22 protein-coding genes are annotated in these 25,170 nt (G+C 68.9%); 18 read left to right on the top strand and 4 right to left on the bottom strand.

The window, feature by feature from the left end:
• Window positions 1-184 precede the first annotated feature (184 nt).
• Both A5691_RS18160 and A5691_RS18155 read left to right on the top strand, forming a co-directional pair.
• Window positions 185-976, top strand: coding sequence for an electron transfer flavoprotein subunit beta/FixA family protein (locus A5691_RS18160; protein ID WP_067751045.1), 792 nt, complete (start codon window positions 185-187; stop codon window positions 974-976).
• A gap of 39 nt (window positions 977-1,015) precedes the next feature.
• Complete coding sequence (locus tag A5691_RS18155) at window positions 1,016-1,969, top strand: electron transfer flavoprotein subunit alpha/FixB family protein (protein WP_067751042.1); 954 nt, start codon at window positions 1,016-1,018, stop codon at window positions 1,967-1,969.
• 61 nt (window positions 1,970-2,030) lie between these two features.
• On the opposite strand, the gene A5691_RS18150 is transcribed toward A5691_RS18155, so the two are convergent.
• Window positions 2,031-2,411 carry an SRPBCC family protein gene (locus A5691_RS18150; RefSeq protein WP_082950396.1) on the bottom strand — a complete coding sequence of 127 codons (381 nt, stop codon included), beginning with the start codon at window positions 2,409-2,411 and terminating at the stop codon, window positions 2,031-2,033.
• Between the two features lie 11 nt (window positions 2,412-2,422).
• Window positions 2,423-3,967, bottom strand: coding sequence for a cryptochrome/photolyase family protein (locus A5691_RS18145; RefSeq protein ID WP_369827069.1), 1,545 nt, complete (start codon window positions 3,965-3,967; stop codon window positions 2,423-2,425).
• A gap of 149 nt (window positions 3,968-4,116) precedes the next feature.
• Here A5691_RS18145 and A5691_RS18140 point away from each other — a divergent pair, with 149 nt between their 5' ends.
• From A5691_RS18140 to mnmA, 4 genes are all read left to right on the top strand, one after another.
• Window positions 4,117-4,962, top strand: a complete 846-nt coding sequence (locus A5691_RS18140) for a GNAT family N-acetyltransferase (protein ID WP_067751030.1) — start codon at window positions 4,117-4,119, stop codon at window positions 4,960-4,962.
• Window positions 4,959-5,861: a 1-acyl-sn-glycerol-3-phosphate acyltransferase gene (locus A5691_RS18135; protein ID WP_068016321.1), complete on the top strand. Its 903-nt coding sequence runs from the start codon at window positions 4,959-4,961 to the stop codon at window positions 5,859-5,861. Before A5691_RS18140 ends, A5691_RS18135 begins: the two co-directional genes overlap by 4 nt.
• Before the next feature lie 206 nt (window positions 5,862-6,067).
• On the top strand, window positions 6,068-7,270 hold the full coding sequence (locus tag A5691_RS18130) for a cysteine desulfurase family protein (RefSeq protein ID WP_067751020.1): 1,203 nt from the start codon (window positions 6,068-6,070) through the stop codon (window positions 7,268-7,270).
• Window positions 7,271-8,347, top strand: a complete 1,077-nt coding sequence (gene mnmA / locus A5691_RS18125) for a tRNA 2-thiouridine(34) synthase MnmA (RefSeq protein WP_067751017.1) — start codon at window positions 7,271-7,273, stop codon at window positions 8,345-8,347.
• Here mnmA and A5691_RS18120 read toward each other — a convergent pair.
• Window positions 8,344-8,979: a sensor domain-containing protein gene (locus tag A5691_RS18120; protein ID WP_067751013.1), complete on the bottom strand. Its 636-nt coding sequence runs from the start codon at window positions 8,977-8,979 to the stop codon at window positions 8,344-8,346. The genes mnmA and A5691_RS18120 overlap by 4 nt on opposite strands.
• Window positions 8,980-9,085: 106 nt before the next feature.
• On the opposite strand from A5691_RS18120, the gene A5691_RS18115 reads away from it, so the two are divergent.
• The 7 genes from A5691_RS18115 to A5691_RS18085 all read left to right on the top strand — a co-directional run bounded on the left by A5691_RS18115 (window position 9,086) and on the right by A5691_RS18085 (window position 18,505).
• On the top strand, window positions 9,086-10,099 hold the full coding sequence (locus A5691_RS18115) for a methionine synthase (protein WP_068016318.1): 1,014 nt from the start codon (window positions 9,086-9,088) through the stop codon (window positions 10,097-10,099).
• A gap of 79 nt (window positions 10,100-10,178) precedes the next feature.
• A complete protein-coding gene (locus A5691_RS18110; protein WP_067751001.1) occupies window positions 10,179-11,072 on the top strand; it encodes a hypothetical protein in 894 nt (297 codons plus the stop codon).
• Window positions 11,073-11,141: 69 nt separating this feature from the next.
• Entirely contained in the window at window positions 11,142-13,223 is a 2,082-nt protein-coding gene (gene ligA / locus A5691_RS18105) for an NAD-dependent DNA ligase LigA (RefSeq protein ID WP_068016315.1), read from the top strand.
• 4 nt (window positions 13,224-13,227) lie between these two features.
• Window positions 13,228-14,343 (top strand): cystathionine gamma-lyase, encoded by a 1,116-nt coding sequence (locus tag A5691_RS18100; protein ID WP_067891956.1) that lies wholly within the window; start codon window positions 13,228-13,230, stop codon window positions 14,341-14,343.
• A gap of 27 nt (window positions 14,344-14,370) precedes the next feature.
• A complete protein-coding gene (locus tag A5691_RS18095; protein ID WP_156675585.1) occupies window positions 14,371-14,979 on the top strand; it encodes a TetR/AcrR family transcriptional regulator in 609 nt (202 codons plus the stop codon).
• Window positions 14,980-15,152: 173 nt separating this feature from the next.
• Entirely contained in the window at window positions 15,153-15,584 is a 432-nt protein-coding gene (locus A5691_RS18090; RefSeq protein ID WP_231969403.1) for an MmpS family transport accessory protein, read from the top strand.
• Window positions 15,581-18,505 (top strand): RND family transporter, encoded by a 2,925-nt coding sequence (locus A5691_RS18085; protein WP_068016311.1) that lies wholly within the window; start codon window positions 15,581-15,583, stop codon window positions 18,503-18,505. Before A5691_RS18090 ends, A5691_RS18085 begins: the two co-directional genes overlap by 4 nt.
• Here A5691_RS18085 and A5691_RS18080 read toward each other — a convergent pair.
• Window positions 18,502-19,158 carry an amino acid-binding protein gene (locus A5691_RS18080; RefSeq protein WP_156670191.1) on the bottom strand — a complete coding sequence of 219 codons (657 nt, stop codon included), beginning with the start codon at window positions 19,156-19,158 and terminating at the stop codon, window positions 18,502-18,504. The two genes, A5691_RS18085 and A5691_RS18080, sit on opposite strands and share 4 nt — an antisense overlap.
• A 96-nt stretch (window positions 19,159-19,254) precedes the next feature.
• Here A5691_RS18080 and gatC point away from each other — a divergent pair, with 96 nt between their 5' ends.
• The 5 genes from gatC to gatB all read left to right on the top strand — a co-directional run bounded on the left by gatC (window position 19,255) and on the right by gatB (window position 25,038).
• Window positions 19,255-19,554, top strand: coding sequence for an Asp-tRNA(Asn)/Glu-tRNA(Gln) amidotransferase subunit GatC (gene gatC, locus A5691_RS18075; protein WP_067276513.1), 300 nt, complete (start codon window positions 19,255-19,257; stop codon window positions 19,552-19,554).
• Window positions 19,551-21,050, top strand: a complete 1,500-nt coding sequence (gene gatA / locus A5691_RS18070) for an Asp-tRNA(Asn)/Glu-tRNA(Gln) amidotransferase subunit GatA (protein WP_067758302.1) — start codon at window positions 19,551-19,553, stop codon at window positions 21,048-21,050. Before gatC ends, gatA begins: the two co-directional genes overlap by 4 nt.
• Window positions 21,051-21,117: 67 nt before the next feature.
• The gene (locus tag A5691_RS18065) at window positions 21,118-22,149 is read left to right on the top strand and encodes an ATP-dependent 6-phosphofructokinase (RefSeq protein ID WP_067758305.1); all 1,032 of its coding nucleotides are present in this window, start codon (window positions 21,118-21,120) and stop codon (window positions 22,147-22,149) included.
• Between the two features lie 144 nt (window positions 22,150-22,293).
• On the top strand, window positions 22,294-23,481 hold the full coding sequence (locus A5691_RS18060; protein ID WP_231980979.1) for a MinD/ParA family protein: 1,188 nt from the start codon (window positions 22,294-22,296) through the stop codon (window positions 23,479-23,481).
• Window positions 23,482-23,526: 45 nt separating this feature from the next.
• Window positions 23,527-25,038: an Asp-tRNA(Asn)/Glu-tRNA(Gln) amidotransferase subunit GatB gene (gene gatB, locus A5691_RS18055; protein WP_068016307.1), complete on the top strand. Its 1,512-nt coding sequence runs from the start codon at window positions 23,527-23,529 to the stop codon at window positions 25,036-25,038.
• The last annotated feature ends 132 nt before the right edge of the window (window positions 25,039-25,170 follow it).

Below are 25,170 nucleotides of genomic sequence, written 5' to 3'. Positions count from 1 at the left end.
AGTGGGGCGCCCGCGGTTGGCGAGGGTGGACACGCCGGAAGAACCCGCAGTACCACCCGCTATGGTGTGAAGGCAGGCTGCACAAAGTTACCGAGTAGTAACACGACCGTGCGCTGCGAAACGCGTACTGAAAGTCTCGTGGTCGACTGCTGCGAGACTCCTTCGAGGAGGACGAACCACACTCATGACGAACATCGTGGTCCTGATCAAGCAGGTCCCAGACACCTGGTCCGAGCGCAAGCTGAACGACGGCGACTACACGCTCGACCGCGAGGCCGCCGATGCAGTGCTGGACGAGATCAACGAGCGCGCCGTCGAAGAGGCACTGCAGATCCGCGAGCGGGAGGGCGGCGAGGGATCGGTCACGGTGCTGACCGCCGGCCCCGAACGTGCCACCGAGGCGATCCGCAAGGCGCTGTCGATGGGAGCCGACAAGGCCGTCCACCTCAAGGACGACGGCATGCACGGCTCGTGCGTGGTGCAAACCGCGTGGGCGCTGGCGCGCGCGCTGGGCACCATCGAGGGCACGGAGCTGGTCATCGCCGGGAACGAGTCCACCGACGGCTCCGGCGGCGCGGTGCCGGCCATCATCGCCGAGTACCTGGGCCTGCCGCAGCTGACCCACCTGCGCAAGCTGTCGATCGAGGGCGGCAAGGTCACGGGCGAGCGCGAGACCGACGACGGTGTGTTCACGCTCGAGGCGTCGCTGCCCGCCGTGGTGAGTGTGACCGAGAAGATCAACGAGCCGCGCTTCCCGTCCTTCAAGGGCATCATGGCCGCCAAGAAGAAAGAGGTCACGGTGCTGACCCTCGCCGAGATCGGGGTCGAAAGCGACGAGGTCGGGTTGGAGAACGCCGGGTCGAAGGTGCTGTCGTCGACGCCGAAGCCGCCGAAGACCGCGGGTGAGAAGGTCACCGACGAGGGCGAGGGCGGGAACCAGATCTCCCAGTACCTCGTGGCCCAGAAGATCATCTAGCCGAGCACCCATCCCAGAGACGAGAAGAGCGAAGAAACCATGGCAGAAGTTTTGGTGCTCGTTGAGCACGCCGAAGGCGCACTGAAGAAGGTCACCTCCGAACTGATCACCGCCGCCCGCGCACTGGGCGAGCCGGCCGCGGTCGTGGTCGGCAAGCCCGGAACGGCCGCGCCGCTGGTCGACGGCCTCAAGGAGGCCGGCGCCGAAAAGATCTACGTCGCCGAGTCCGACGACGCCGAGAACTACCTGATCACGCCGGTGGTCGACGTGCTGGCCTCGCTGGCCGAGTCCAACTCGCCCGCCGCGGTGTTGCTGTCCGCCAACGCCGACGGCAAAGAGGTCGCCGGCCGGCTCGCCGCCCGGATCGGCTCCGGCCTGCTGGTCGACGTGGTCGGCGTCCAGGAGGGCAAGTTCGTGCACTCGATCTTCGGTGGCGCGTTCACCGTCGAGGCGCAGGCCAACGGGGACACCCCGATCGTCACGGTCCGCGGCGGCGCCATCGACGCCGAACCGCAGGCCGGCGCCGGCGAGCAGGTCACCGTCGAGGTGCCCGCGCCCGCCGAGAACGCCACCAAGATCACCGCGCGCGAGCCGGCCGTGGCCGGCGACCGCCCGGAGCTCACGGAGGCCACCATCGTGGTGTCCGGTGGCCGCGGCGTCGGCAGCGCCGACAACTTCCACGTGGTCGAGGAGCTGGCCGACTCGCTGGGTGGCGCCGTCGGTGCGTCGCGCGCCGCGGTCGACTCCGGTTACTACCCGGGCCAGTTCCAGGTCGGTCAGACCGGCAAGACGGTGTCGCCGCAGCTCTACATCGCGCTGGGCATCTCCGGGGCGATTCAGCACCGCGCCGGCATGCAGACCTCGAAGACCATCGTCGCCGTCAACAAGGACGAAGAGGCGCCGATCTTCGAGATCGCCGACTACGGCGTGGTGGGCGACCTCTTCAAGGTCGCCCCGCAGCTGACCGACGCCATCAAGCAGCGCAAGGGCTAAGCCTTCTCGGCCCAGGAGCCCCCGACGCCGCGGCGTCGGGGGCTCTCGCGTTTCACGGCGGCTATTGCGCGGCGGTCACCATTTCGTCGATGCGCCGCAACGCGATCGCGCACACCGTGACATAGGGCGCCGCCCACCATGGCACCGCCATGCCGACCCGCGATCCGCCGTCCACCGGGTCCACCCAGTGCCGCGTCGCCGGGACGCCGGCCACCTGCCAGGCCCAGTGGCGACCCGGCTCGAAGTCGGTGACGACGAATGGCGCCGGGACCAACAGCGACGTGTTCACCACGCCGGTCGCACCCAGCGCCAGTTCGGTGTGCGGTTCGTCCAGTCGGGCGCCGCGTACCGTCGGGCCCCACTTCGGCCAAGCGTCGAGGTCGACGAGCACGTCCCACACCGCCGTGGGCGGCGCCGCGATCACCCGGTCGACGGTGAGCATGACGCCGCCCATCACGGGGCCGACCGCCCGAGCCGGCGTTGTTGCTCGACGACCTCGTCCAGATCGGTGAGCCGGCGCAGCCCGGCGAGTGGTTGGCTCATCCGCCGGTTGCCCGCGAGCTGTCGCTTGTTGCGGTCCAGGAACCACCAATAGCCACCGGTGTACGGGCAGGCGCGCTCGCCGACCCGCTCGGTCGGTCGATATGGGCAGCGGCCGCAGTAATCGCTCATCCGGTTGATGTAGGCGCCGCCGGCGGCATACGGCTTGGTCGCCATCAGCCCGCCGTCGGCATGCTGGGACATGCCTACGACGTTGGCCACCATCACCCAGTCGTAACCGTCGACGAAGCAGCGGTGGAACCAGTCGGTGACCTCGGCGGGATTCCACCCACGCTGCAGCGCGTAGTTGGACAGCACCATCAGCCGCGGAATGTGGTGCACCCAACCGTGATCGCGCACCTGGGCCAGGACGTCTTTGAGGCAGTGCGCATGCACGGCGTCGGCGTCCAGTCCGGTGAACCAGTCGGGCAACCCGACGTGCGCCCGGAGCGCGTTGCGGCTGCGGTAGTCCGCGCCGAAATGCCAATAGACGTGCCAGATGTAGTCGCGCCACCCGATCAGCTGGCGGATGTAACCCTCCACGCTGGCGAGCGGCGCGCGCCCCGCGCGGTACTCGTCCTCGGCGGCGTAGGCGCATTCCAACGGGTCCAGCAAGCCGAGGTTCATGGGCGCCGATAACAGGCTGTGCGCCATGAACCGATCGCCGGCGAGCATGGCATCTTCGTGGGGACCGAAGTGCGGCAAGCGATCTCGCAAAAAAACCTGGAGCGCAGCCCGTGCCTCCATTGCCGTGACGGGGAATTCGCGCGGGCCGTCGCGGCCGACGAAGGCCACGTCGCCGTCGCGTTCCCACCGGTCCAGGTCGGCGCGCACCTGCTCGTCGATCTCATCCTCTTCAGGTTGCCAGGGCGCGGGCACGGGCAGGGCGCCGGCATTCTTGGGCGCAGGCTGGCGGTTGTCGGCGTCGAAGTTCCACCTGCCCCCGGCTGGTCGGTCACCCTCCATCAGCAGATCGAACCGACGGCGCGCGTCCCGGTAGAAATTTTCCAGCAGCAGGGTTCGTTGCCGGCCGGACCAGTCCTCGAATTCGGTGCGTCCGGTGCAGAAGCCGCGCGCGGGCAGCACGTCGACATCGGGCAGCGAGCGCACGAACCGATCCGCCGCCCGCGACGTCGGCTGACACACACTGATGCGCGCCTTGACCTGATTCAGCGCCTCGCGATACGTCCGTGTCCGCAGAAACACGGCCTGGTCGCCGAGTTCGGCGGCGCGGTGACGCAGTGCGGAGAGCACCAGGTGGGCCTTGCGGCGGTGGAACCGGCGGCGTTCGAACGCCGCCCTGGACTCGATCAGCAACACCGGCTGGCCGGGACCGTCCAGGAAGTGCGGACCCAGCTGGTCGGCGAAGCACCATCGGCGCACGTGCGGACTCATCGGGGCCGCCGCCGGGCAATCGGCGCCCGCGGGCAGGCCGCCGCCCGGGGATTTGCTCGCCACATGGTGTCCGGCATACCCGAAAACGGCGCGGCCCGATCCCTTCGGCCTGCGACAACGTGCCCCCGCATCCACATTTCGTCATCTGACGTGCACGGACACGTCACAGCGACGATGCCGACTCGCTCACCGATTGCGCAACGTTGGTTGACATGAGCATTGCTTCTGTCCTGATTCCCAGCGACAAGCCCGACGGCGCGACGACGGCGTCGTCCGCCGGGCCCCGATACTCACTGTTGCTGTCGACCGATCCCAGCATGATCGAGGCGGCGCAGCGGCTCCGGTACGACGTGTTCAGCAGCACGCCCGGCTTCGCGTTGCCGACGAACGACGGCGAACGGCGGGATGTCGACAGGTTCGACGAGCACTGCGACCACCTGCTGGTCCGCGACGACGGCACCGGCGAGCTGGTGGGTTGCTACCGCATGCTCGCCCCGGCCGGCGCCATCGCGGCCGGTGGGCTTTACACCGCGACGGAGTTCGACATCCGCGGCTTCGACCCGCTCAGGCCGTCGCTGGTGGAGATGGGCCGCGCGGTGGTGCGCGAGGGGCACCGCAACGGCGGCGTCGTGCTCTTGATGTGGGCCGGCATCCTGGCCTACCTGGACCGCTACGGCTACGACTACGTGACCGGCTGCGTGTCGGTGCCCATCGGCGGAGATACCGAACCCCCCGGTAGCCAGCTTCGCGGGGTGCGCGACTTCATCCTCAGCCGTCACGCCGCCCCGCCGCAGTACCGGGTGCGTCCGCACCGGCCGGTGGTGGTCGACGGGCAGGCGCTTGACCAGATTCCGGCTCCCGCGCGTCCGTCGATCCCGGCGCTGATGCGCGGTTACCTGCGGCTGGGCGCTCAGGTGTGCGGCGAGCCCGCGCACGACCCCGACTTCGGGGTGGGCGATTTCTGCGTCCTGCTGGAAAAGCAGCGCGCCGACACCCGATACCTGAAGCGGCTGCGCTCGGTGTCGGCCGCCTCGCAACTGGCCGGCGGCGACCGATGAGCACTCCCGCCCGCACCGGACACTCTTGGCTACCGCGCGCATCGTGCGACGCCGGTTGTGTGCGCCGCGGCGACGTGGCCGCGTCGCCCGGGCTGTTGGTGGCGCTGCGGGTGACGCTTCGCGTCCTGCTGGCGCTGCTGCTGGCGCCCGGGGTGGTGTTGCTGGCGGTGCCCCTGCCCGGCCGGACCCGCGTGCAGCGCATCTACTGCCGGATGGTGTTGCGTTGCTTCGGCATTCGGATCACGGTCACGGGCAGCCCGATTCGCAACCTGCGCGGGGTCCTGGTGGTCAGCCCGCACATGTCCTGGCTGGACGTCTTCGCGATCGGGTCGGTGCTGCCCGGGTCGTTCGTCGCCCGGGCCGACATGTTCACCGGGGCCGCCACCGGGACCGTGGCCCGCATCCTGAAGATCATCCCGATCGAGCGGGCCAGTCTGCGGCGCCTGCCCGCGGTGGTGGACACCGTCGCCCGCCGGCTGGGGGCCGGCCAGACGGTGGTGTGCTTCCCGGAGGGCACCACCTGGTGCGGTGCGCCCGGCGACGTATCCGCCCGCGCGGCCGCAGCAGGTGGCGGGCAGCCGCACCGCGGCCGCGGGGCCTTCTACCCGGCGATGTTCCAGGCCGCGATCGACGCCGGCCGTCCGGTGCAGCCGCTCCGGCTGACGTATCACCACGTCGACGGCAGCGTCTCGACCGTGCCTGCCTTCGTCGGCGACGAGACGCTGGTGGGATCCATCCGCAGGCTGCTGACCGTGCGTCGCACCCTGGCCCGGGTGCATGTGGAATCCCTGCAGCTCCCGGGGACCGATCGGCGGGCCTTGGCGAGCCGCTGCCAGTCGGTGGTGGGCGTGGGCACGGCCCGGTCCGCTGGTCACGGCCCCGTGCTGGTGGCCTCGTAATCAGATAGTGGCGACCCGCGGCGCCCGGCTTCGCCGCGCTTGCGATCACCACGGAACCAGATAGTGGCGACCCGCGGCGCCCGGCTTCGCCGCGCTTGCGATCACCACGGAACCAGATGGTGGCGACCCGCGGCGCCCGGCTTCGCCGCGCTTGCGATCACCACTGGTCAAAGGCCCTCGGACCTGCCGGTATCGTGGGTCGGGTCATGGTCTACCTGGATCACGCCGCTACCACGCCGATGCACCCCGCCGCCGTCGAGGCGATGACGGCGGTCCTCGGCGCCGTCGGCAACGCCTCCTCCTTGCACACCAGCGGCCGGGCGGCGCGGCGGCGCGTCGAGGAGTCCCGGGAGCTGATCGCCGATCGGCTGGGCGCCCGCCCGTCCGAGGTCATCTTCACCGGCGGCGGGACCGAGAGCGACAACCTGGCCGTCAAGGGCATCTACTGGTCCCGCCGCGACGCGGAACCGCGCCATCGGCGCATCATCACCAGCGAGGTGGAACACCACGCCGTCCTGGATTCGGTGAACTGGCTCGCCGAGCACGAAGGCGCCGAGGTGACCTGGCTGCCCACCGCCGCCGACGGCTCCGTGTCGCCGGCCGCGCTGCGCGAGGCGCTGCGCAACCACGACGATGTCGCGCTGGTGTCGGTGATGTGGGCCAACAACGAGGTCGGCACCGTGCTGCCTGCCGCCGAGCTCGCCGGTGTCGCGGCCGAATTCGGAGTTCCGATGCACAGCGACGCCGTGCAGGCGGTGGGGCAGTTGCCGGTGGACTTCGCCGCCAGCGGGCTCTCGGCCATGAGCGTGGCCGCGCACAAGTTCGGCGGCCCGCCCGGCGTCGGCGCATTACTGGTTCGCCGCGACGTGACGTGTGTGCCCCTGGCGCACGGGGGCGGGCAGGAACGCGACATCCGCTCGGGCACCGCCGATGTCGCCGGTGCGGTCGGCATGGCGGCCGCCGCCCGGATCGCGGTGGACGGGATCGAGGCGAACAGCGCACGGCTGCGGGCTCTGCGGGATCGCCTGATCGACGGGGTGCTGGCCGGCATCGAGGACGTCAGCCTCAACGGCGCTCGCGACCCGTCCCCCGCAAGCGGGAGGTACCCCCAGCGGTTGCCGGGCAACGCGCACTTCACGTTCCGCGGCTGCGAAGGTGACTCGCTGCTGATGCTGCTGGACGCCAACGGAATCGAGTGTTCGACCGGATCGGCGTGCACCGCGGGCGTCGCGCAGCCGTCGCATGTGCTGCTCGCGATGGGCGCCGACCCGACCAGCGCCCGCGGTTCTTTGCGAATGTCCTTGGGGCACACCAGTGTCGACGCCGACGTGGACGCCGTGCTGCAGGTTCTGCCGGCGGCCGTGGACCGGGCGCGCCGGGCGGCCCTGGCCGCCGCGGGGGCTTCCTAGGTGAAGGTCCTCGCCGCGATGAGTGGCGGCGTCGACTCGTCGGTCGCCGCCGCCCGGATGGTCGACGCCGGGCACGACGTGGTGGGAGTGCACCTGGCGTTGTCGACCGCGCCCGGCACCCTGCGCACCGGCTCGCGTGGGTGCTGCTCCAAAGAAGACGCCTCGGATGCCAGCCGCGTCGCCGACGTACTCGGAATTCCGTTCTACGTCTGGGATTTCGCCGAGAGATTCCAAGCCGATGTGATCGACGACTTCGTGTCGTCGTACGCACGCGGCGAGACGCCCAACCCGTGCGTGCGGTGCAATCAGCGGATCAAGTTCTCGGCGCTGTCCGCGAAAGCACTTGCGCTGGGCTTCGACACCGTGGCCACCGGCCACTACGCCAGGCTGTCCGGTGGGCGGCTGCGCCGCGCCGTCGATCCGGACAAGGACCAGTCCTACGTGCTGGCCGTGCTGAGCGCCGAGCAGCTGCGCCACGCCACGTTCCCGATCGGGGACACTCCGAAGGCGCAGATTCGCGCGGAGGCCGCGCGCCGCGGCCTCGCGGTCGCCGAAAAGCCGGACAGCCACGACATCTGCTTCATCCCGTCCGGGAACACCCGGGCATTTCTGGGCGAGCGCATCGCGGTGCGCCGCGGCACCGTGGTCGGGGCCGACGGCGCGGTCCTCGCCGAACACGATGGGGTGCACGGGTTCACCATCGGCCAGCGCAAGGGCCTGGGCATCGGCGGGCCGGGGCCCGACGGGGGCCCGCGCTACGTGACGGCCATCGACGCCGACACCGCGACCGTTCGGGTGGGGCAGGCGGCGGACCTCGATGTGCGCGAGTTGCGCGGGCGGGAGCCGGTTTTCACGGCCGGCCGGTCACCGGCGGGTCCCGTCGAGTGCGCGGTCCAGGTGCGCGCGCACGGTGAAACCGCCGATGCGGTGGCGGAGTTGGTCGGCGACGAGCTCGTCGTGCGGTTGCGCGCCCCGCTGCGCGGCGTCGCGCGCGGCCAGACGCTGGTGCTCTACCGACCCGACCCGGACGGCGACGAAGTGCTCGGCAGCGCCACCATCGCCGCCACCGCTCGCTAGGCCGGCATGTTCGCGACGATGTTCGTCATCACGATGTCGGACACCGATTGCGCGAAGCCGCAGAAGGTGACCTCGACAATCGCGACCGACCGCAGCCGATAGTCGCGGCCGCAGCCGCCCGGCCGCAGGTGCAGGGAGGCGGCGTCGGATTTCCAGTCACCGACGTATTGCTGCCCGGCCGAGCCGTTCGCGCAATCCCCGACCGTGGTCACCAACGCGCCGAAGGCACGCCGTGCGGTGTCGGCATCCCGGTAGGCGGCGGCCCCCTCGGAGATCAGCGCGCCGTCGGGCGGGTCTTGGAAGGTCGTCTTGTGGAACTCCTCGATGTCGGGCCCGAACGTCGCCGTCTCGGCGTAGATGAACCGGCATTCCCGCGGTGTGGTGTCCGCGAGCGCGTCGATGTCCACCGGGCTGGTGCCGTCCATCGAGGGAATGATCGTCAGGTGCTCGCCGGCGCCGGTGATCGCGCGCATCCGCGACTGGTCCAACAGGATCGTGTCGACGTTGACTCCCTGCACCGCCCTACGGGGAGTGCCGAACTCGGCCACTGCCGCACCGTCGACCATTCGGGTGCACGCCGCAACCAGCACCGTGGCCCCGCACAACAGCAGCGGCCGTGCCAATCCCGCCATCCGTGACACGTTTCGCACCCTTCTTGCGTCGAACCTACCCGTGGCGGAGCGCGGCAGACACCCCTGCCCACCGGCGGGTCGGGTGACGTCGAATACGGTTGGCCCGGTGAGCGTTTTCGCGAAGGCCAGCGGCGTCGGGTCGTGGCCCGGCATCAAGCCTCGCGAGGCCGCCGAAGTCGTCGTGGGGGAGTTGGCAGGAGCGCTGTCCCACATTGTCGAGCTGCCCGCCCGCGGGATCGGCGCCGACATGCTCGGTCGGGCCGGTGCGCTGCTGATCGATGTGGCCATCGACATCTCGCCCCGCGGCTACCGCCTTGCGCCTCGGCCCGGCGCGGTTACCCGCCGTGCCGTGAGTCTGCTCGACGAGGACATGGACGCGCTGGAAGAGGCCTGGGAGGTGGCCGGCCTGCGCGGTGGCGATCGCGTGGTCAAGGTGCAGGCCGCCGGGCCGATCACGCTGGCCGCCGAGCTCGAGCTGGCCAACGGCCACCGGGCGATCACCGATGCGGGCGCGGTGCGGGATCTGGCGGCGTCGCTGGGCGAAGGCGTAGCCGCTCACCGCGCGGCGCTGGCCCGTCGGCTCGAGACACCGGTGGTCGTCCAGTTCGACGAGCCGTCGCTGCCGAAGGCGTTGGGCGGGCAGCTGACCGGGGTGACGGCGCTGAGCCCGGTGGCGCCGCTGGAGGAGGCGGTGGCCGTCGCCCTGCTCGATACGTGCGTCGCCGCGGTGGGAGGCGAGGTGTTGTTGCACAGTTGCGCCCCGGCGCTTCCGTGGAAAATGTTGCAGGACAGCCGGATCGGCGCGGTCTCGGTGGACGCGGGCACGCTGGCGGCGGGGGATCTCGACGGTATCGCCGCGTTCGTCGAATCGGGTCGAGCCGTCATGTTGGGGGTGGTTGCGGCCAGCGCGCCGCCGCGGCGCCCTTCGACAGAGGAGGTGGCCGCCGCACTGGTCGCGGTGACCGATCGGCTCGGCTTCGGACGCTCGTCGTTGCGGGATCGCATCGGTGTCACCCCGGCGTGTGGGTTGGCCGGCGCGACGCCCCAGTGGGCGCGCCTGGCGATCGAGCTCGCCCGCGGGGCGGCCGAGGCATTCGCGGAGGACCCGGACGCCATTTAGATTTTCGTGGCGGAAATTCCATTAGCGACGTCGCGGCAAATTCACGAGGGCCGTGGCCGCGGCGACTAGCATCTCGACAATGGTGACGCGACTGATGGCCGACTCCTGCACCCTTTGGACGGGCTTCGACATCTCGATCGTGGCCAGGACCTACGCCCAGTTCACCGGAATCCTCGCCGGTTTTGCCTTTGTCGTCATCAATCTGGTGATCGACCGCGCCTACCGGCGCCGCACCGACGGTCGCGTGCTGGTGACGCGTGAGGTCGAGCACGAGACACAAGTCGGAATTGCGCTGGTGTGCGCGTTTCTGGGGCTGTTTTTGACGACGCTGCGATATGGCCTGCTGGCCGGCGAAGGCGGCTGCGCCCTGACCGAAGGCCGCGCGGCCTCCGCCGAAGTCCTTGCCGCCGTCTCGTTCGCGGCCTCGATCTACATGCTGCTCAACGCCATCGTGCAGTTCTTCTCGGGCAGCGCCGGCGTGCTGGCCCGCCACTGCGTCTTCGTCTTGGTGGTGCTCGTGCCCCCGATCTCGGTGTTCTTGGTCGAAGATACGCTCACACACCTGGCGCTGGCGCTGGGCGATCCGGAAACGCACCGGCCGCTTCAGCCGCTTTGGGATTGGGCCAGCAGGCTCGCGATTCCGATACCGCTGGCAATCGGATTTGTGGGCGCCGTGGCTTGGTTTCTCGGCAGCAAAAGGCGGCGTTCGGAATTGCCCGCCAGCCGCATTGCCCGGCAATTCCGGATGGCCGTGCCGTACCTCACCGTTGTGGTCGTCTCCGCCGTGATTGTGCGGTCCATTGTCGAATTGCGCTATGCAAATACCGCCACCCATATCAGCCCGGCCGAGGCGTGGTTGTGGGTCGGCGTGCTTGCCGGCACGTTGCTGATCCAGGGCGCGGCTTTGTCATTTCAAAAAGGGGTGGAAGTTCCATTCGGCGGCTTCCCGGATACGGCCGAACAATCGACCTGAGATTGGTCCGCCGTCGCGGACGCGGCATCGCCCCGGCGGGGTGTCGGCGCTCTCGGATAGCCTGCGAGGGTGAGCTCAGCAGAAGCTGATCAGGTGTCGCCCGAGGTGCGGCGGCAGTGGCAGGAACTGGCCGATGAAGTCCGTCAACACCAGTTCCGCTACTACGTCAAGGACGCCCCGATCGTCTCCGACGCCGAGTTCGACACGATGTTCAACGACCTTCTCGCACTTGAGGACCGTCACCCCGAACTGCGGGTCCCCGATTCTCCGACGCAACTGGTCGGTGGGGCCGGGTTCGCCACCGACTTCACGGAGGCCGAGCACCTCGAGCGGATGCTCAGCCTCGACGACGTGTTCGACCGCGACGAGCTGGTCGCCTGGAGCAATCGCGTGGAGAACGAGATCGGTCGCGAGCCCTACTACCTGTGCGAGCTCAAGATCGACGGGGTGGCGTTGTCGCTGGTGTATCGCGACGGCCGGCTGGAACGGGCCGCCACGCGCGGCGACGGCCGGGTGGGCGAGGACGTGACCCTCAACGCCCGCACCATCGACGACGTGCCCGAGCGGCTCACTGCCAGTGCCGATTTGCCCATTCCGGCCGTGCTCGAGGTGCGCGGCGAGGTCTTCTTCATGCTGGCCGATTTCGAGGCCCTCAACGCCAGCCTGGTCGAGGACGGCAAGGCGCCGTTCGCCAATCCGCGCAACAGCGCGGCCGGTTCGCTGCGGCAGAAGAACCCGGCGGTCACCGCCCGGCGCAAGCTGCGGATGATCTGTCATGGCATCGGCCGCACCGACGGGTTCGCGCCCAAGACCCTGCACGAGGCCTATAGCGCACTGAAAGCCTGGGGCCTGCCGGTGGCCGAAGAGACCGCACGCGTGCGTGGCCTCGCCGCCGTGGAGGACCGGATCGGGTATTGGGGCGAGCACCGTTACGACATCGACCACGAAATCGACGGCGTGGTGGTCAAAGTCGACGACTTTGCGTTGCAACGCCGGCTGGGGACGACGTCGCGCGCACCGCGGTGGGCGGTCGCCTACAAGTACCCGCCGCAGGAGGCGCAGACCAAGCTGCTCGACATCCGGGTGAACGTCGGCCGCACCGGGCGCGTCACCCCGTTCGCGTTCATGACGCCGGTGAAGGTGGCCGGGTCGACCGTCGGGTTGGCCACCCTGCACAACGCCGCCGAGGTCAAGCGCAAGGGGGTGCTGATCGGCGACACGGTGATGATCCGCAAGGCCGGTGACGTCATCCCGGAAGTGCTCGGGCCCGTCGTCGACCTCAGGGACGGCTCCGAACGCGAATTCGTCATGCCGACAACGTGTCCCGAGTGTGGCACCACGCTGGCCCCCGCGAAGGAGGGCGACGCCGACATCCGGTGCCCCAATGCCCGGTCCTGTCCGGCGCAACTGCGCGAGCGCGTCTTCCACGTCGCCGGTCGGGGAGCGTTCGACATCGAGGGGCTGGGCTATGAGGCGGCTATCGCACTGCTGAAGGCCGGGGCGATCGCCGACGAGGGCGACCTGTTCACCCTCACCGAGGACGACCTGTTGCGCACCGACCTTTTTCGGACCAAGGCCGGCGCGTTGTCCGCCAACGGCAGGCGCCTGCTCGACAACCTGGACAAGGCCAAGACGGTGGCCCTGTGGCGGGTACTGGTGGCGCTGTCCATCCGGCATGTCGGCCCGACGGCCGCGCGCGCACTGGCCACCGAGTTCGGCAGCCTGGACGCGATCATGTCGGCGTCGACCGAGCGGTTGGCCGTGGTCGAGGGTGTCGGGCCGACGATCGCCGCCGCGCTCACCGAATGGTTCACCGTCGACTGGCATCGCGCGATCGTCGACAAGTGGCGGGCCGCCGGGGTGCGGATGGCCGACGAGCGCGATGAGAACGTGCCCCGCACCCTGGAAGGGCTGACCGTCGTCGTCACCGGCTCGCTGACCGGGTTTTCGCGCGACGACGCCAAAGAGGCGATCATCGCCCGCGGCGGAAAGGCGGCGGGGTCGGTGTCGAAAAAGACCGACTACGTCGTCGCCGGCGACGCACCGGGTTCGAAGTACGACAAGGCGGTGGAACTCGGCGTGCCGGTCCTCGACGAGGACGGGTTCCGGAAACTGTTGGCCGAGGGTCCGCCGGAAGCTCCGGCGGGCTAGGCCGATGACCGGTCGCTACGGCGATTCCACCCGCAGTCTCAAAGCCGTTGGCCCGGAGGCGATTTCGGGACACCCGGTGGCGCCGCAGGCGGTGCTCGCCGCCGCCTACCACCTGAGCAGCGACGAGACCGACGCCGCGGACACCTATGGCCGCGGCTCCAATCCCACGTGGCGACAACTGGAGTCGGCGCTCGCCGAGCTGGAGGGAGCGGGCGGTGCGCTGGTGTTCGGTTCGGGCATGGCCGCCATCAACGCCGTGCTCCGGGTGCTCGCGCCGCCGGGATCGGTTCTGGTGGTGCCCGCCGACGGCTACTACCAAGTCCGTCGTTGGGCCCGGGAAGACTTGGCGACGGCGGGGGTGACCGTCATCGAGGCGTCGAGCCCGCGTATTTACGACGCCGCGGCGGGCGCCGACGTCGTGCTGACCGAAACCCCCACCAACCCGGCGTTGGATGTCGTTGATCTGCACCGGTTGGCCACCATCTGCCGTGGCCGCGGCGCACGGCTGATCGTGGACAACACGGCCGCCACGCCCCTGGGCCAGCGGCCGCTGTCACTGGGCGCCGACGCGGTGGTGGCCAGTGCCACCAAGGCGCTGTCCGGTCACAGTGACCTGCTGGCCGGTTACGTGGCCACCGACGACCCCGAGTTGGCCGCCGCCGTGGAACGCCAACGATTGCTCGCCGGCGCGATCCTCGGCGGGTTCGAGGCGTGGCTGCTGTTGCGCAGCCTGGCCAGCGCCGGATTGCGTTTCGAGCGGCAATGCCAGAACGCCCGGGCCGTGGCGACGATGTTGGCCCGCCACCCGGCGGCCCGGGTGGTGCGTTACCCGGGGTTGGCGCATGACCCCTCCCATCGCGTGGCCATGGCCCAGATGCGCCGGTTCGGCTCTCTGGTCTCGGTCGAATTGGCCGACGCCGCAGCGGTACACGCCCTCGTCGAGCGCAGCGAGCTGCTCGTCGCGGCCACCAGCTTTGGCGGCCTGCACACGTCGGTGGATCGCCGGGCACGCTGGGGCGACGCCGTCGACGACGGATTCGCGCGCATCTCGCTGGGCATCGAAGACACCGACGACTTGGTCGCCGACATCGGACGGGCCCTCACGGCCATCCGGCCATAAATTACCCCGCATCGCCCCGGCAGTCCTATGGTGGGCGCTATGACCCAGACGGCGGACCGGTTCACGCAGGAATCACCGTGGTCTCCACGCGAGGCCGAGATACTGGCGGTCACGCTGCGGTTGCTGCAGGAGCACGGCTATGACCAGCTGACGGTCGACGCGGTCGCCGCCGCCGCCCACGCGAGCAAGGCCACGGTGTATCGGCGCTGGCCGTCCAAGGCCGAATTGGTCTTGGCCGCCTTCACCGAGGGCGTCCGCGTGGTCGCCGTCGCGCCCAACACCGGCACCCTGCGCGGCGACCTGCTGAGTTTGGGGGAGACGTGTGGTCGGCACGGCTCCGAGCATGCCAGCACCATCCGCGCGGTGATGGTCGAAGTTTCGAGGCACCCGGCGCTCAACGACGCTCTGCAGGAGCAATTCCTCAAGCAGCGCAAGGCGTTGATTCAGCATGTGCTGCGCCAAGCCGTCGACCGCGGTGAGATCAGCGAGGACGTCATCACCGACGAGCTGTGGGATCTGTTGCCCGGTTATCTCATCTTCCGGTCCATTATTCCCGGCCGGCCGCCCACCCGTCGCACCGTCCAAGCCCTCGTGGACGGGTTCCTCATCCCCGGCTTGACCAGAACCAACGGGTAATCCGGCGTCGACCCGCCCAGCGGAATGTGTACGCGCGCGTCTCTTGTGCAGTACGGTCCCGTACCGTACTGTCATAGCTGTCGAGCACGCCCGACCCGCCGGCAGCCGCCTCTGGCTTGAGAGGTGGTCGTGTCGCCCGATAATCGAAAGGTGAACGGGTGAAGGGGAATTCGGTGGCATTCCTCGTCAGACGAGGGTGGATGGTGCTGGTTGCGGTGCTGGTGGTCACGCTCGCGGGATTCGGCATCTATCGCCTGCACGGCATCTTCGGCTCAGACAGCAGCGCCTCGGCGAACAGCGGCCTGGCCAACGAAATCGTGCCGTTCAACCCCAAGCGGGTGGTGCTCGAGGTCTTCGGCAGGCCCGGCGCCACCGCGACCATCAACTACCTTGATGTCAACGCCCAACCGCAGCAAGTCAAGGACGCCCCGCTGCCGTGGTCGTTCACGATCACCACGACGGAGCCCGCGGTCCTGGGCAATGTCGTCGCACAGGGAAACGGCGACAGCCTCGGCTGCCGCATCACCGTCAACGGCGAAGTGAAAGACCAACGCACCGTTGACAAAGTCGACGCCTACACCTTCTGTCTGGACAAATCGGGATGAGCGACCACGAACCGCCGCGGGCGCGGGTCCCGCGCACCATCCGCCGGCTCGCACTGCCCATCCTGCTGTTCTGGGTGGCGCTGGCCGCGATCACCAATATCGCGGTGCCGCAGCTGGAAGAGGTTGGCAAGACGCACAATGTGGCGCTGAACTCGCCCGACGCCCCGTCGCTCAAAGCCATCAAGCGCATCGGCGAAAAGTTCGGGGAATTCGACACCGACAGCTCGGCGATGATCGTGCTGGAGGGCGACAAGCCGCTGGGTGCGGACGCGCACCGTTACTACGACGAGATGATCCGCAGGCTCGAGCAGGACAAGAAGCACGTCGAGCACGTCCAGGACTACTGGGGCGACACCCTGACGGCGGCGGGATCGCAGAGCAGCGACGGCAAGGCCGCTTACGTCCAGGTGAACCTGGCCGGTAATCAGGGCTCGGCGCTGGCCAACGAGGGCGTCGGGGCGCTGCGCGACATCGTCGAGCGCATCAAGCCCCCGCCCGGTGTCAAGGCCTATGTGACCGGCGCGGCGCCGCTGATATCCGATCAGTTCGACGTCGGCAGCAAGGGCACCGCGAAGGTCACCGCGATCACGATCGGCGTGATCGCCTTGATGCTGTTCTTCGTCTACCGCTCGGTGCTCACCACGCTGCTGGTGCTCGCCACGGTCCTGATCGAAATGTCCGCCGCCCGAGGCCTTGTCGCGTTCCTCGGAAACGCGGGCGTCATCGGGTTGTCGACGTATGCGACGAATCTGTTGACGCTTCTGGTGATCGCCGCGGGCACCGACTACGCGATATTCTTCGTGGGCCGCTACCAGGAAGCCCGTGGAACCGGTGAGGACCGCGAAAAGGCTTTCTACACCATGTATCACGGCACGACGCACATCGTGCTCGGTTCGGGTCTGACGGTGGCCGGCGCGGTGGCCTGTCTGAGCTTCACCCGGCTGCCCTACTTCCAGAGTTTGGGCATTCCGGCCGCGCTGGGCATCCTCGTCGCGCTGTTCGCCGCCTTGACCTTGGGCCCCGCGATCCTCACCCTGGGCGCCAGGGTGGGCATCTTCGACCCCAAGCGGGCGGTCAGAACCCGCGGCTGGCGGCGCATCGGCACCGCCATCGTCCGCTGGCCGGGGGCCGTTCTCGCCGCGGCGTGCGCGTTGGCCCTGGTTGGCCTGATCGCCTTGCCCGGATACAAGACCAGCTATGACACCCGTCCCTACATGCCGGCCAGCGCGCCGGCCAACGTCGGCTACACCGCCGCCGAGAAGCATTTCTCCCGGGCCCGGCTGGAGCCCGAATTGCTCATGGTCGAAACCGATCACGACATGCGCAACCCGGAGAGCATGCTCGTGCTGGACAAGGTGGCCAAGGCGGTATTCCACGTGCCCGGCGTCGCGCAGGTGCAGACCATCACCCGCCCACTGGGCACCCCGCTGGTCCACAGCTCGCTGGCGTTCGTGGTCAGCAATTCCAGCGCGGCGCAGCAGGAAAACCTGACCTATCAACAGGATCGGGCCAACGATGCCCTCAAGCAGGCCAACGAGCTGAACAAGACCATCAACATCTTGAAGCAGCAATACGTGTTGCAGCAGCAGCTCGCCGGCACCACCCACGACGAGACCCAGAGCTTCCACGACACGCTCGGCACGATCCAGGACCTGCGCGACAAGATCGCGTATTTCGACGACTTCTTCAGGCCGGTTCGCAGCTACTTCTACTGGGAGCGGCACTGCTACGACATCCCCATCTGCTTCGCGTTCAGATCGCTGTTCGACGCGCTCGACGGAATCGATCAGCTCACCGAGAAGTTCGAAAACCTCACGGCGTCACTCGATAAGCTCGACGCCCTGCAGCCGAAACTGGTGGCGCTGATACCGCCGCAGATCGAGAGTCAGCAGACCAACCGCGACCTGACGTTGGCCAATTACGCCACGCTGTCCGGCATTTACGCGCAGACCGCGGCCGCGATCGACAACGCGACGGCGCTGGGGCGGGCCTTCGACGCGGCCAAGAACGACGACACCTTCTACCTGCCGCCGGAGGTGTTCAACAACCCGGACTTCAAGCGCGGGCTCAAATTGTTCCTCTCGCCCGACGGTAAGGCCGCCCGCATGATCGTCACGCACGAAGGCGATCCCGCTACGCCCCAGGGTATTTCGCACATCGACCCGATTGCCAAGGCTGCGCACGAGGCGCTGAAGGGCACGCCGATGGCGGACGCGGGAATCTATCTCGGCGGTACGGCCGCGACCTACAAGGACATTCAGGACGGGGCCAAGTACGACCTGATGATCGTCGCGTTCGCCGCTCTGAGCTTGATCCTGCTGATCATGATGATCATCACGCGCAGCCTGATCGCCGCCCTGGTCATCGTCGGCACCGTCGCTCTGTCGCTGGGTGCCTCGTTCGGGCTCTCGGTCCTGGTCTGGCAGTACATCTTCGGCATTCAGCTGTACTGGGTGGTGCTCGCGCTGGCGGTCATCCTGCTTCTTGCGGTGGGATCCGACTACAACCTGCTGTTGATCTCCCGGTTCAAGGAGGAAATTCATGCCGGCTTGAACACCGGCATCATCCGAGCGATGGCGGGCTCCGGGTCGGTGGTCACCTCGGCCGGCATCGTTTTCGCGGTGACCATGTGTGCGTTCGTCTTCAGCGGTTTCCAGGTGCTCGGTCAGATCGGGACGACGATCGGCATCGGTTTGCTGTTCGACACGCTGATCGTGCGATCGTTCATGACGCCTTCTGTCGCAAGGATTCTCGGGCGCTGGTTCTGGTGGCCGCAACGGGTGCGCCCGCGCCCGGCCAGCACCATGCTGCGGCCCTACGGTCCGCGTCCGGCGGTTCGGCAGCTGTTGCTGTGGGAAGACGACGACCCGGCGGTGCTGTCCGGTTCGACTTCGCCGGCGCTGTCCGGCACGGCGCGCTAGCGCAGCAGGGTGGCCACGATCCCGGCCAGGTAGCCCAGGCGAGCCACCTCCGACGGCCGGAATTCCGGGCCCGGGCGGCCCAGCACCACCGCGGTGTGCGGATCACCCAGCGGGGCCGCGACCATCGTGGTGTCCATGTCGCGCCACGCCTGCGGCACCCAGTCGCCCGCGCTGTCCAGCGTCACCGCCCGCTCGAGGGGCAGCCACGGGGCCGAATCCGCCCGCGTCTCCGGCGCACCCGGGCTGGACGCCAGCCGCTCCAGCCCGTCGCCGGCACTGCGCACCACGGTGCACCAGCTGACCCGCAGCACCCGGGGCGCCTCGTCGGCCAGGACCTGCAGCCGGGAGGCGTTGTCGCCGGCCGCGGCGACGTGGTCGAGCAGTTCCAGCTCGCGATGGGCCTCCAGCAACCCGGTGTGGGGCCGCACGCTGTCCACCCGGACACCGTTGAGCGATTCCGCGGCGGTGATCAGCGTGTCCGGCATCGCCCCGGGCGGCAATTCGATCACCAGGTCGTCGATCGCATACCCCGAGCTGCGCTCGACCACGTCGAGCGACAGGATGTCGGCGCCGACCGAACCGAGCGCGACCGCCAGCGAGCCCAGGCTGCCCGGGCGGTCGACCAGCTCGATGCGCAACAAATACGACGGCACGGCCAACACTGTTACACAGCGATGCGTGCACTGCATTTCTGCGGATAACCGGCGGCCCTGAACCCGGCCCCGCGCGCGCGACTAGGCTTTCCTGTCGTGTCTCAGATCTCCCGCGACGAGGTGGCGCACCTGGCCCGGCTGTCCCGGCTGGCGCTGACCGATAGCGAGCTCGACAGCTTCGCCGGCCAGCTCGACGCCATCCTGACCCACGTCAGCCAGGTGCAGGCGGTCGACGTCACCGGCGTCGAAGCGACCGACAACCCGCTCAAGGACGTGAACGTCACCCGCCCCGACGAACCGACCCCCTGCCTGACACAGTCGGAGGCGCTGGCCCAGGCGCCCGAGGCCGCCGACGGCCGCTTCGCGGTGCCGCAAATCCTGGGGGACAGCGAGTGAACGACATCGTCCGGTCCGACGCCGCGACCCTGGCGGCCCGGATCGCCGCCAAGGAGCTGTCGTCGGTCGAGGTCACCCAGGCGTGCCTGGACCAGATCGCGGCGACCGACGACCGCTACCACGCCTTCCTGCACGTGGCCGCCGACGAGGCGCTTGCCGCGGCGGCCGCCGTCGACAAGCAGGTCGACGAGGCGATGGCCGCGGGGGAGCGGCTGCCCTCACCGCTGGCCGGGGTGCCGCTGGCGCTCAAGGACGTCTTCACCACCATCGACATGCCCACCACCTGCGGCTCCAAAATTCTCGAGGGCTGGCGTTCCCCCTATGACGCCACCCTCACCACGCGGTTGCGTGCCGCGGGCATCCCGATCCTCGGCAAGACCAACATGGACGAGTTCGCGATGGGCAGCTCGACGGAGAACTCCGCCTACGGCCCCACCCGCAACCCGTGGGACCTCGACCGGGTGCCCGGTGGCTCCGGGGGAGGCAGCGCGGCGGCGCTGGCCGCGTTCCAGGCTCCGCTGGCCATCGGGTCCGACACCGGCGGCTCGATCCGGCAGCCGGCGGCGCTGACCGCGACGGTCGGCGTCAAGCCCACCTACGGCACCGTGTCGCGCTACGGGCTGGTGGCCTGCGCGTCGTCGCTTGACCAGGGCGGCCCGTGCGCTCGCACGGTGCTGGACACCGCGCTGCTGCACCAGGTGATCGCCGGGCACGACACCCGCGACTCCACGTCCGTCGAAGCCGCGGTGCCCGACGTCGTCGGGGCCGCCAAAGCCGGCGCGGCCGGTGACCTCAAGGGCGTGCGGGTCGGAGTCGTGAAGCAGCTGCGCGGCGACGGCTACCAGCCGGGGGTGCTGGCTTCGTTCGAGGCCGCCGTCGGGCGGCTGACCGAGCTGGGCGCCGAGGTGACCGAAGTCGACTGCCCGCACTTCGAATACGCGCTGGCCGCCTACTACCTGATCTTGCCGTCGGAGGTGTCGAGCAACCTGGCCCGCTTCGACGCGATGCGCTACGGGCTGCGCGTCGGCGACGACGGGACACACAGCGCCGAGGAGGTGATGGCGCTGACCCGGGCCGCCGGTTTCGGTCCGGAAGTCAAGCGGCGCATCATGATCGGCACCTACGCGCTGTCGGCCGGCTATTACGACGCCTATTACAACCAGGCCCAGAAGGTGCGCACGCTGATCGCCCGCGACCTGGACCGCGCCTACGAGTCGGTCGACGTGGTGGTGTCGCCGGCGACACCGACCACCGCCTTCCCGCTGGGGGAGAAGGTGGACGACCCGCTCGCGATGTACCTGTTCGATCTGTGCACGCTGCCCCTCAACCTGGCCGGCCACTGCGGCATGTCGGTGCCTGCGGGGCTGTCCCCGGACGACGGGCTGCCGGTCGGGCTGCAGATCATGGCGCCGGCGTTGGCCGACGACCGCCTCTACCGGGTTGGCGCCGCGTACGAGGTGGCCCGCGGCCCGCTACCGTCGGCACCCACCCTGTAGCGCCGAGTCCGGAGCGATTTTGCGCTTGCCCGCGCCATAGGGGCGTCGCCCCAGGCAAGATGAAGGCATGCGGATCGGAGTTCTCACTGGTGGTGGTGACTGTCCGGGGCTGAACGCCGTCATCAGGGCGGTGGTGCGCACCTGCGACGCCCGCTACGGCTCGTCGGTGGTCGGCTTTCAGGACGGGTGGCGGGGGTTGCTGGAAAACCGGCGTATCCAACTGCAGAACGACGACCGCAACGACCGGCTGCTGGCCAAGGGCGGCACGATGCTGGGGACCGCCCGGGTGCACCCCGACAAACTGCGCGCCGGGCTGGACCAGATCAAGCAGACCCTGGACGACAACGGCATCGACGTGCTCATCCCGATCGGCGGTGAAGGCACGCTGACCGCCGCGCACTGGCTGTCCGAGGAGAACGTTCCCGTCGTCGGCGTGCCGAAGACCATCGACAACGACATCGATTGCACCGACGTCACTTTCGGCCACGACACCGCGCTCACCGTCGCCACCGACGCAATCGACCGGCTGCACAGCACCGCCGAATCCCACCAGCGGGTGATGCTGGTGGAGGTGATGGGCCGGCACGCGGGCTGGATCGCGCTGAACGCCGGCCTGGCCTCGGGCGCGCACATGACACTGATCCCCGAGCAGCCCTTCGACGTCGAGGAGGTGTGCCGGTTGGTCAAACGCCGCTTCCAGCGCGGAGATTCGCACTTCATCTGCGTGGTCGCCGAGGGCGCCAAACCCATCCCGGGCTCAATCTCGCTGCGCGAGGGCGGGCTTGACGAGTTCGGCCACGAGAAGTTCACCGGTGTCGCGGCCCAGCTAGGTGCCGAGGTGGAGAAGCGGATCAACAAGGACGTCCGGGTGACCGTGCTGGGCCACGTCCAGCGCGGCGGGACGCCGACGGCCTTCGACCGGGTGCTGGCCACCCGGTTCGGCGTCAACGCCGCCGACGCCGCGCACGCCGGTGAGTACGGCCAGATGGTGTCGTTGCGGGGGCAGGACATCGGCCGGGTGGCCCTGGCCGACGCGGTGCGCCAGCTCAAGCTGGTGCCCGAAAGCCGGTACGACGACGCCGCCGCCTTCTTCGGCTGACCCCGCCATTTCGGCAAACGGCGGGTGGCCCTGGTCTGACTTCGGCCTGGCCAGGGGTTGAATTCGCCCGGCTACCGGCCAGCTGCGGGCCGTTTGCGCAAATTCGTGGTTTCCGGACGGGTTCCCGGCGGTTATACCTCCGGAGTGAGCAACCGCGGTTCGATTCGCGGAGTCGTTCAGCACCCCGCGGCGACGGCGGGGCCGGTGGGCCCGCCGGCCCGTCGCCCGCGACCGCCCGGTTGGCGCGTCGATGCCGATCCGGCGGCCGCCACGATGCCTCAGCCCCATCCTTCGGATCCGGCCATCCGCGGGCCGCAGTTCAGGCCACCCCCGCCCGCGCCCGCATCACGGGTCCCCCCGGTACGGCGGCCCGCGCGACTGCCGGGCGGGACGGCGCTGGACGGACTCGACCTGCAGGAGCGCGACGGCTCCTCCCGGTTCAGCTGGCGAGAAGTGGTCCATCGCCTGACGGGCGTCGATCTGGGCCCCGGCAAAGACGCACGGTACAAAGAGGACTTGCGCAACCGCATCCGCGCTGAGGTGGGCGGGGCGTTTCCCATCGCCGTGCTCAACCTCAAGGGTGGCGTCGGCAAGACCGCTGTGGTGGAGGCGCTCGGGTCGACGTTCGCCGACGCGCGCAACGACCGGATCATCGCCGTCGACATGGACGCCGGCGACCTGGCGGATCGCCACGGCAAGCCCAACGCGCTGGGAATGGCCGAGCTGCTCGCCGACGACAAGGTCACGAGCTACCCGGACGTACGCGCACATACCTACATGAACAACTTCGGCCTGGAAGTGCTCGGACTGCCCGACTACGCGCACACCGATTGGCGGCTCGAGCGTCATGACGCGGTGAAGGCATTTTCGATCCTGCGCAACCACTATTCGGTGGTGCTGGTGGACTGCGCGAAGGCGCTCAATTCGGGTGTGATGGATGCCGTCCTGCGTGAGGCGCTGGCGCTGGTCGTGGTGACCAGCACGTCCATAGACGCGATTCGGAAAACCGCTACCACTTTGGATTGGTTGGCCAACAACGCATATCAATGGCTGGTGCAGTCGACGGTATTGGCGATCAACCACGTGGAGCCGGCCAAGGTGGAAGTGCTGGCCGCCAAGGAGCTCGAGCGATTGTCCGCGCGCGTCGGCGCAACGGTGGTGCTGCCGTTCGATCGACACATACACGGCGGGAACCAGATCGAACTGGACCGGCTGAGCAAGGAAAGCCGACGAAGTTACCTCGAGATGGCGGCCGTGCTGGCCGACATGTTCCCGGGCAGGGGTGAGGAGCTCAACCGGTACCCGGCGCCGCGGTCCCCGCACTGGCCCTGATCGCCCGGCTCCGCCGAGCTCGAGGTCACCACTAGGATCGGCTGCATGAGTGTTGCTGCCAGCGCCGATCTCATGAACTACGACGAGGTCCTCGCGCGCTTCGACCCGGTACTCGGCCTCGAGGTGCACGTTGAGCTGTCGACCGTCACCAAGATGTTCTGCGGCTGCTCCACCGCCTTCGGCGCCGAGCCCAACACGCAGGTATGCCCCGTGTGCCTCGGGCTGCCCGGCTCGCTACCGGTGCTCAACCGCACGGCGGTGGAATCGGCGATCCGGATCGGGCTGGCCCTCAACTGCGAGATCGTGCCCTGGTGCCGGTTCGCCCGGAAGAACTACTTCTACCCGGACATGCCCAAGAACTACCAGATTTCCCAGTACGACGAGCCGATCGCGATCAACGGATACCTGGAAGCGCCGCTGGACGACGGCACCACCTGGCGGGTCGAGATCGAGCGCGCGCACATGGAGGAGGACACCGGCAAGCTCACCCACCTGGGCAGCGAGACCGGCCGCATCCACGGCGCGACGACTTCGCTGCTCGACTACAACCGGGCCGGTGTGCCGCTGATCGAGATCGTCACCAAGCCGATCGTCGGTGCCGGCGACCGGGCCCCCCAGATCGCCCGGGCTTATGTCACGGCATTGCGAGACCTGTTGCGCGCCTTGGGCGTATCCGATGTCAGGATGGACCAGGGGTCGATGCGTTGCGACTCCAACGTTTCGCTGATGCCCAAGGGTGCCGTCGAGTTCGGCACCCGCACCGAGACCAAGAACGTCAACTCGCTGAAAAGCGTTGAGGTGGCGGTGCGTTACGAAATGCAGCGGCAGGCCGCCGTCCTCGCGTCCGGCGGTCAGATCATCCAGGAGACCAGGCACTTTCACGAGGCCGGGTACACCAGCCCGGGCCGGGCCAAGGAGACCGCCCAGGACTACCGCTATTTCCCCGAGCCCGACCTCGAACCCGTGGCGCCCAGCCGTGAATTGGTCGAGCAGTTGCGCCAGACGATCCCGGAGCTACCGTGGCTGAGCCGCAAGAGGATTCAGGACGAATGGGGCGTTTCCGACGAGGTGATGCGCGACCTGGTCAACGCCGGCGCCGTCGACTTGGTGATCGAGACGGTCAAGCACGGCGCCACCAGCGAGCAGGCGCGCGCCTGGTGGGGAAACTTCTTGGTGCAGAAGGCCAATGAGGCCAACATCGGCCTGGACGAGCTGGCCATCACCCCCGCACAGGTCGCCGCGGTGATCGCGCTCGTGGACGAGGGCAAGCTGTCCAACAAGCTGGCCCGCCAGGTTGTGGAGGGGGTGCTGGCCGGCGAGGGCGAGCCCGGGCAGGTGATGACGGCCCGCGGCCTCGAGCTGGTGCGCGACGACTCGGTGACCCAGGCCGCGGTCGACGAGGCGCTGGCCGCCAATCCCGATGTGGCGGAGAAGATCCGGGGCGGCAAGGTGGCCGCGGCCGGCGCGATCGTCGGCGCGGTGATGAAGGCCACCCGGGGCCAGGCCGACGCGGCTCGGGTCCGCGAACTGGTGCTGGCGGCCTGCGGGCAGGGGTAGCCGGCCCACCAGGAGCAACTCGGCGGGACGCGCGAGACTTCAGCCCATCATTAGCCGAGTCTCGAACGCGATATCACCCGCGATATCGAATTCCCGAATCATGTGGTGGTTCGCCCCCGGTAGGGATGTGGC

The sequence above is a fragment of the Mycobacterium sp. E183 genome (genome assembly GCF_001667735.1).
Classification (GTDB): Bacteria; Actinomycetota; Actinomycetes; order Mycobacteriales; family Mycobacteriaceae; genus Mycobacterium.
The sequence above is the reverse complement of the archived record's forward strand: the minus strand, read 5'-3'. Positions and strand labels throughout refer to the sequence as shown.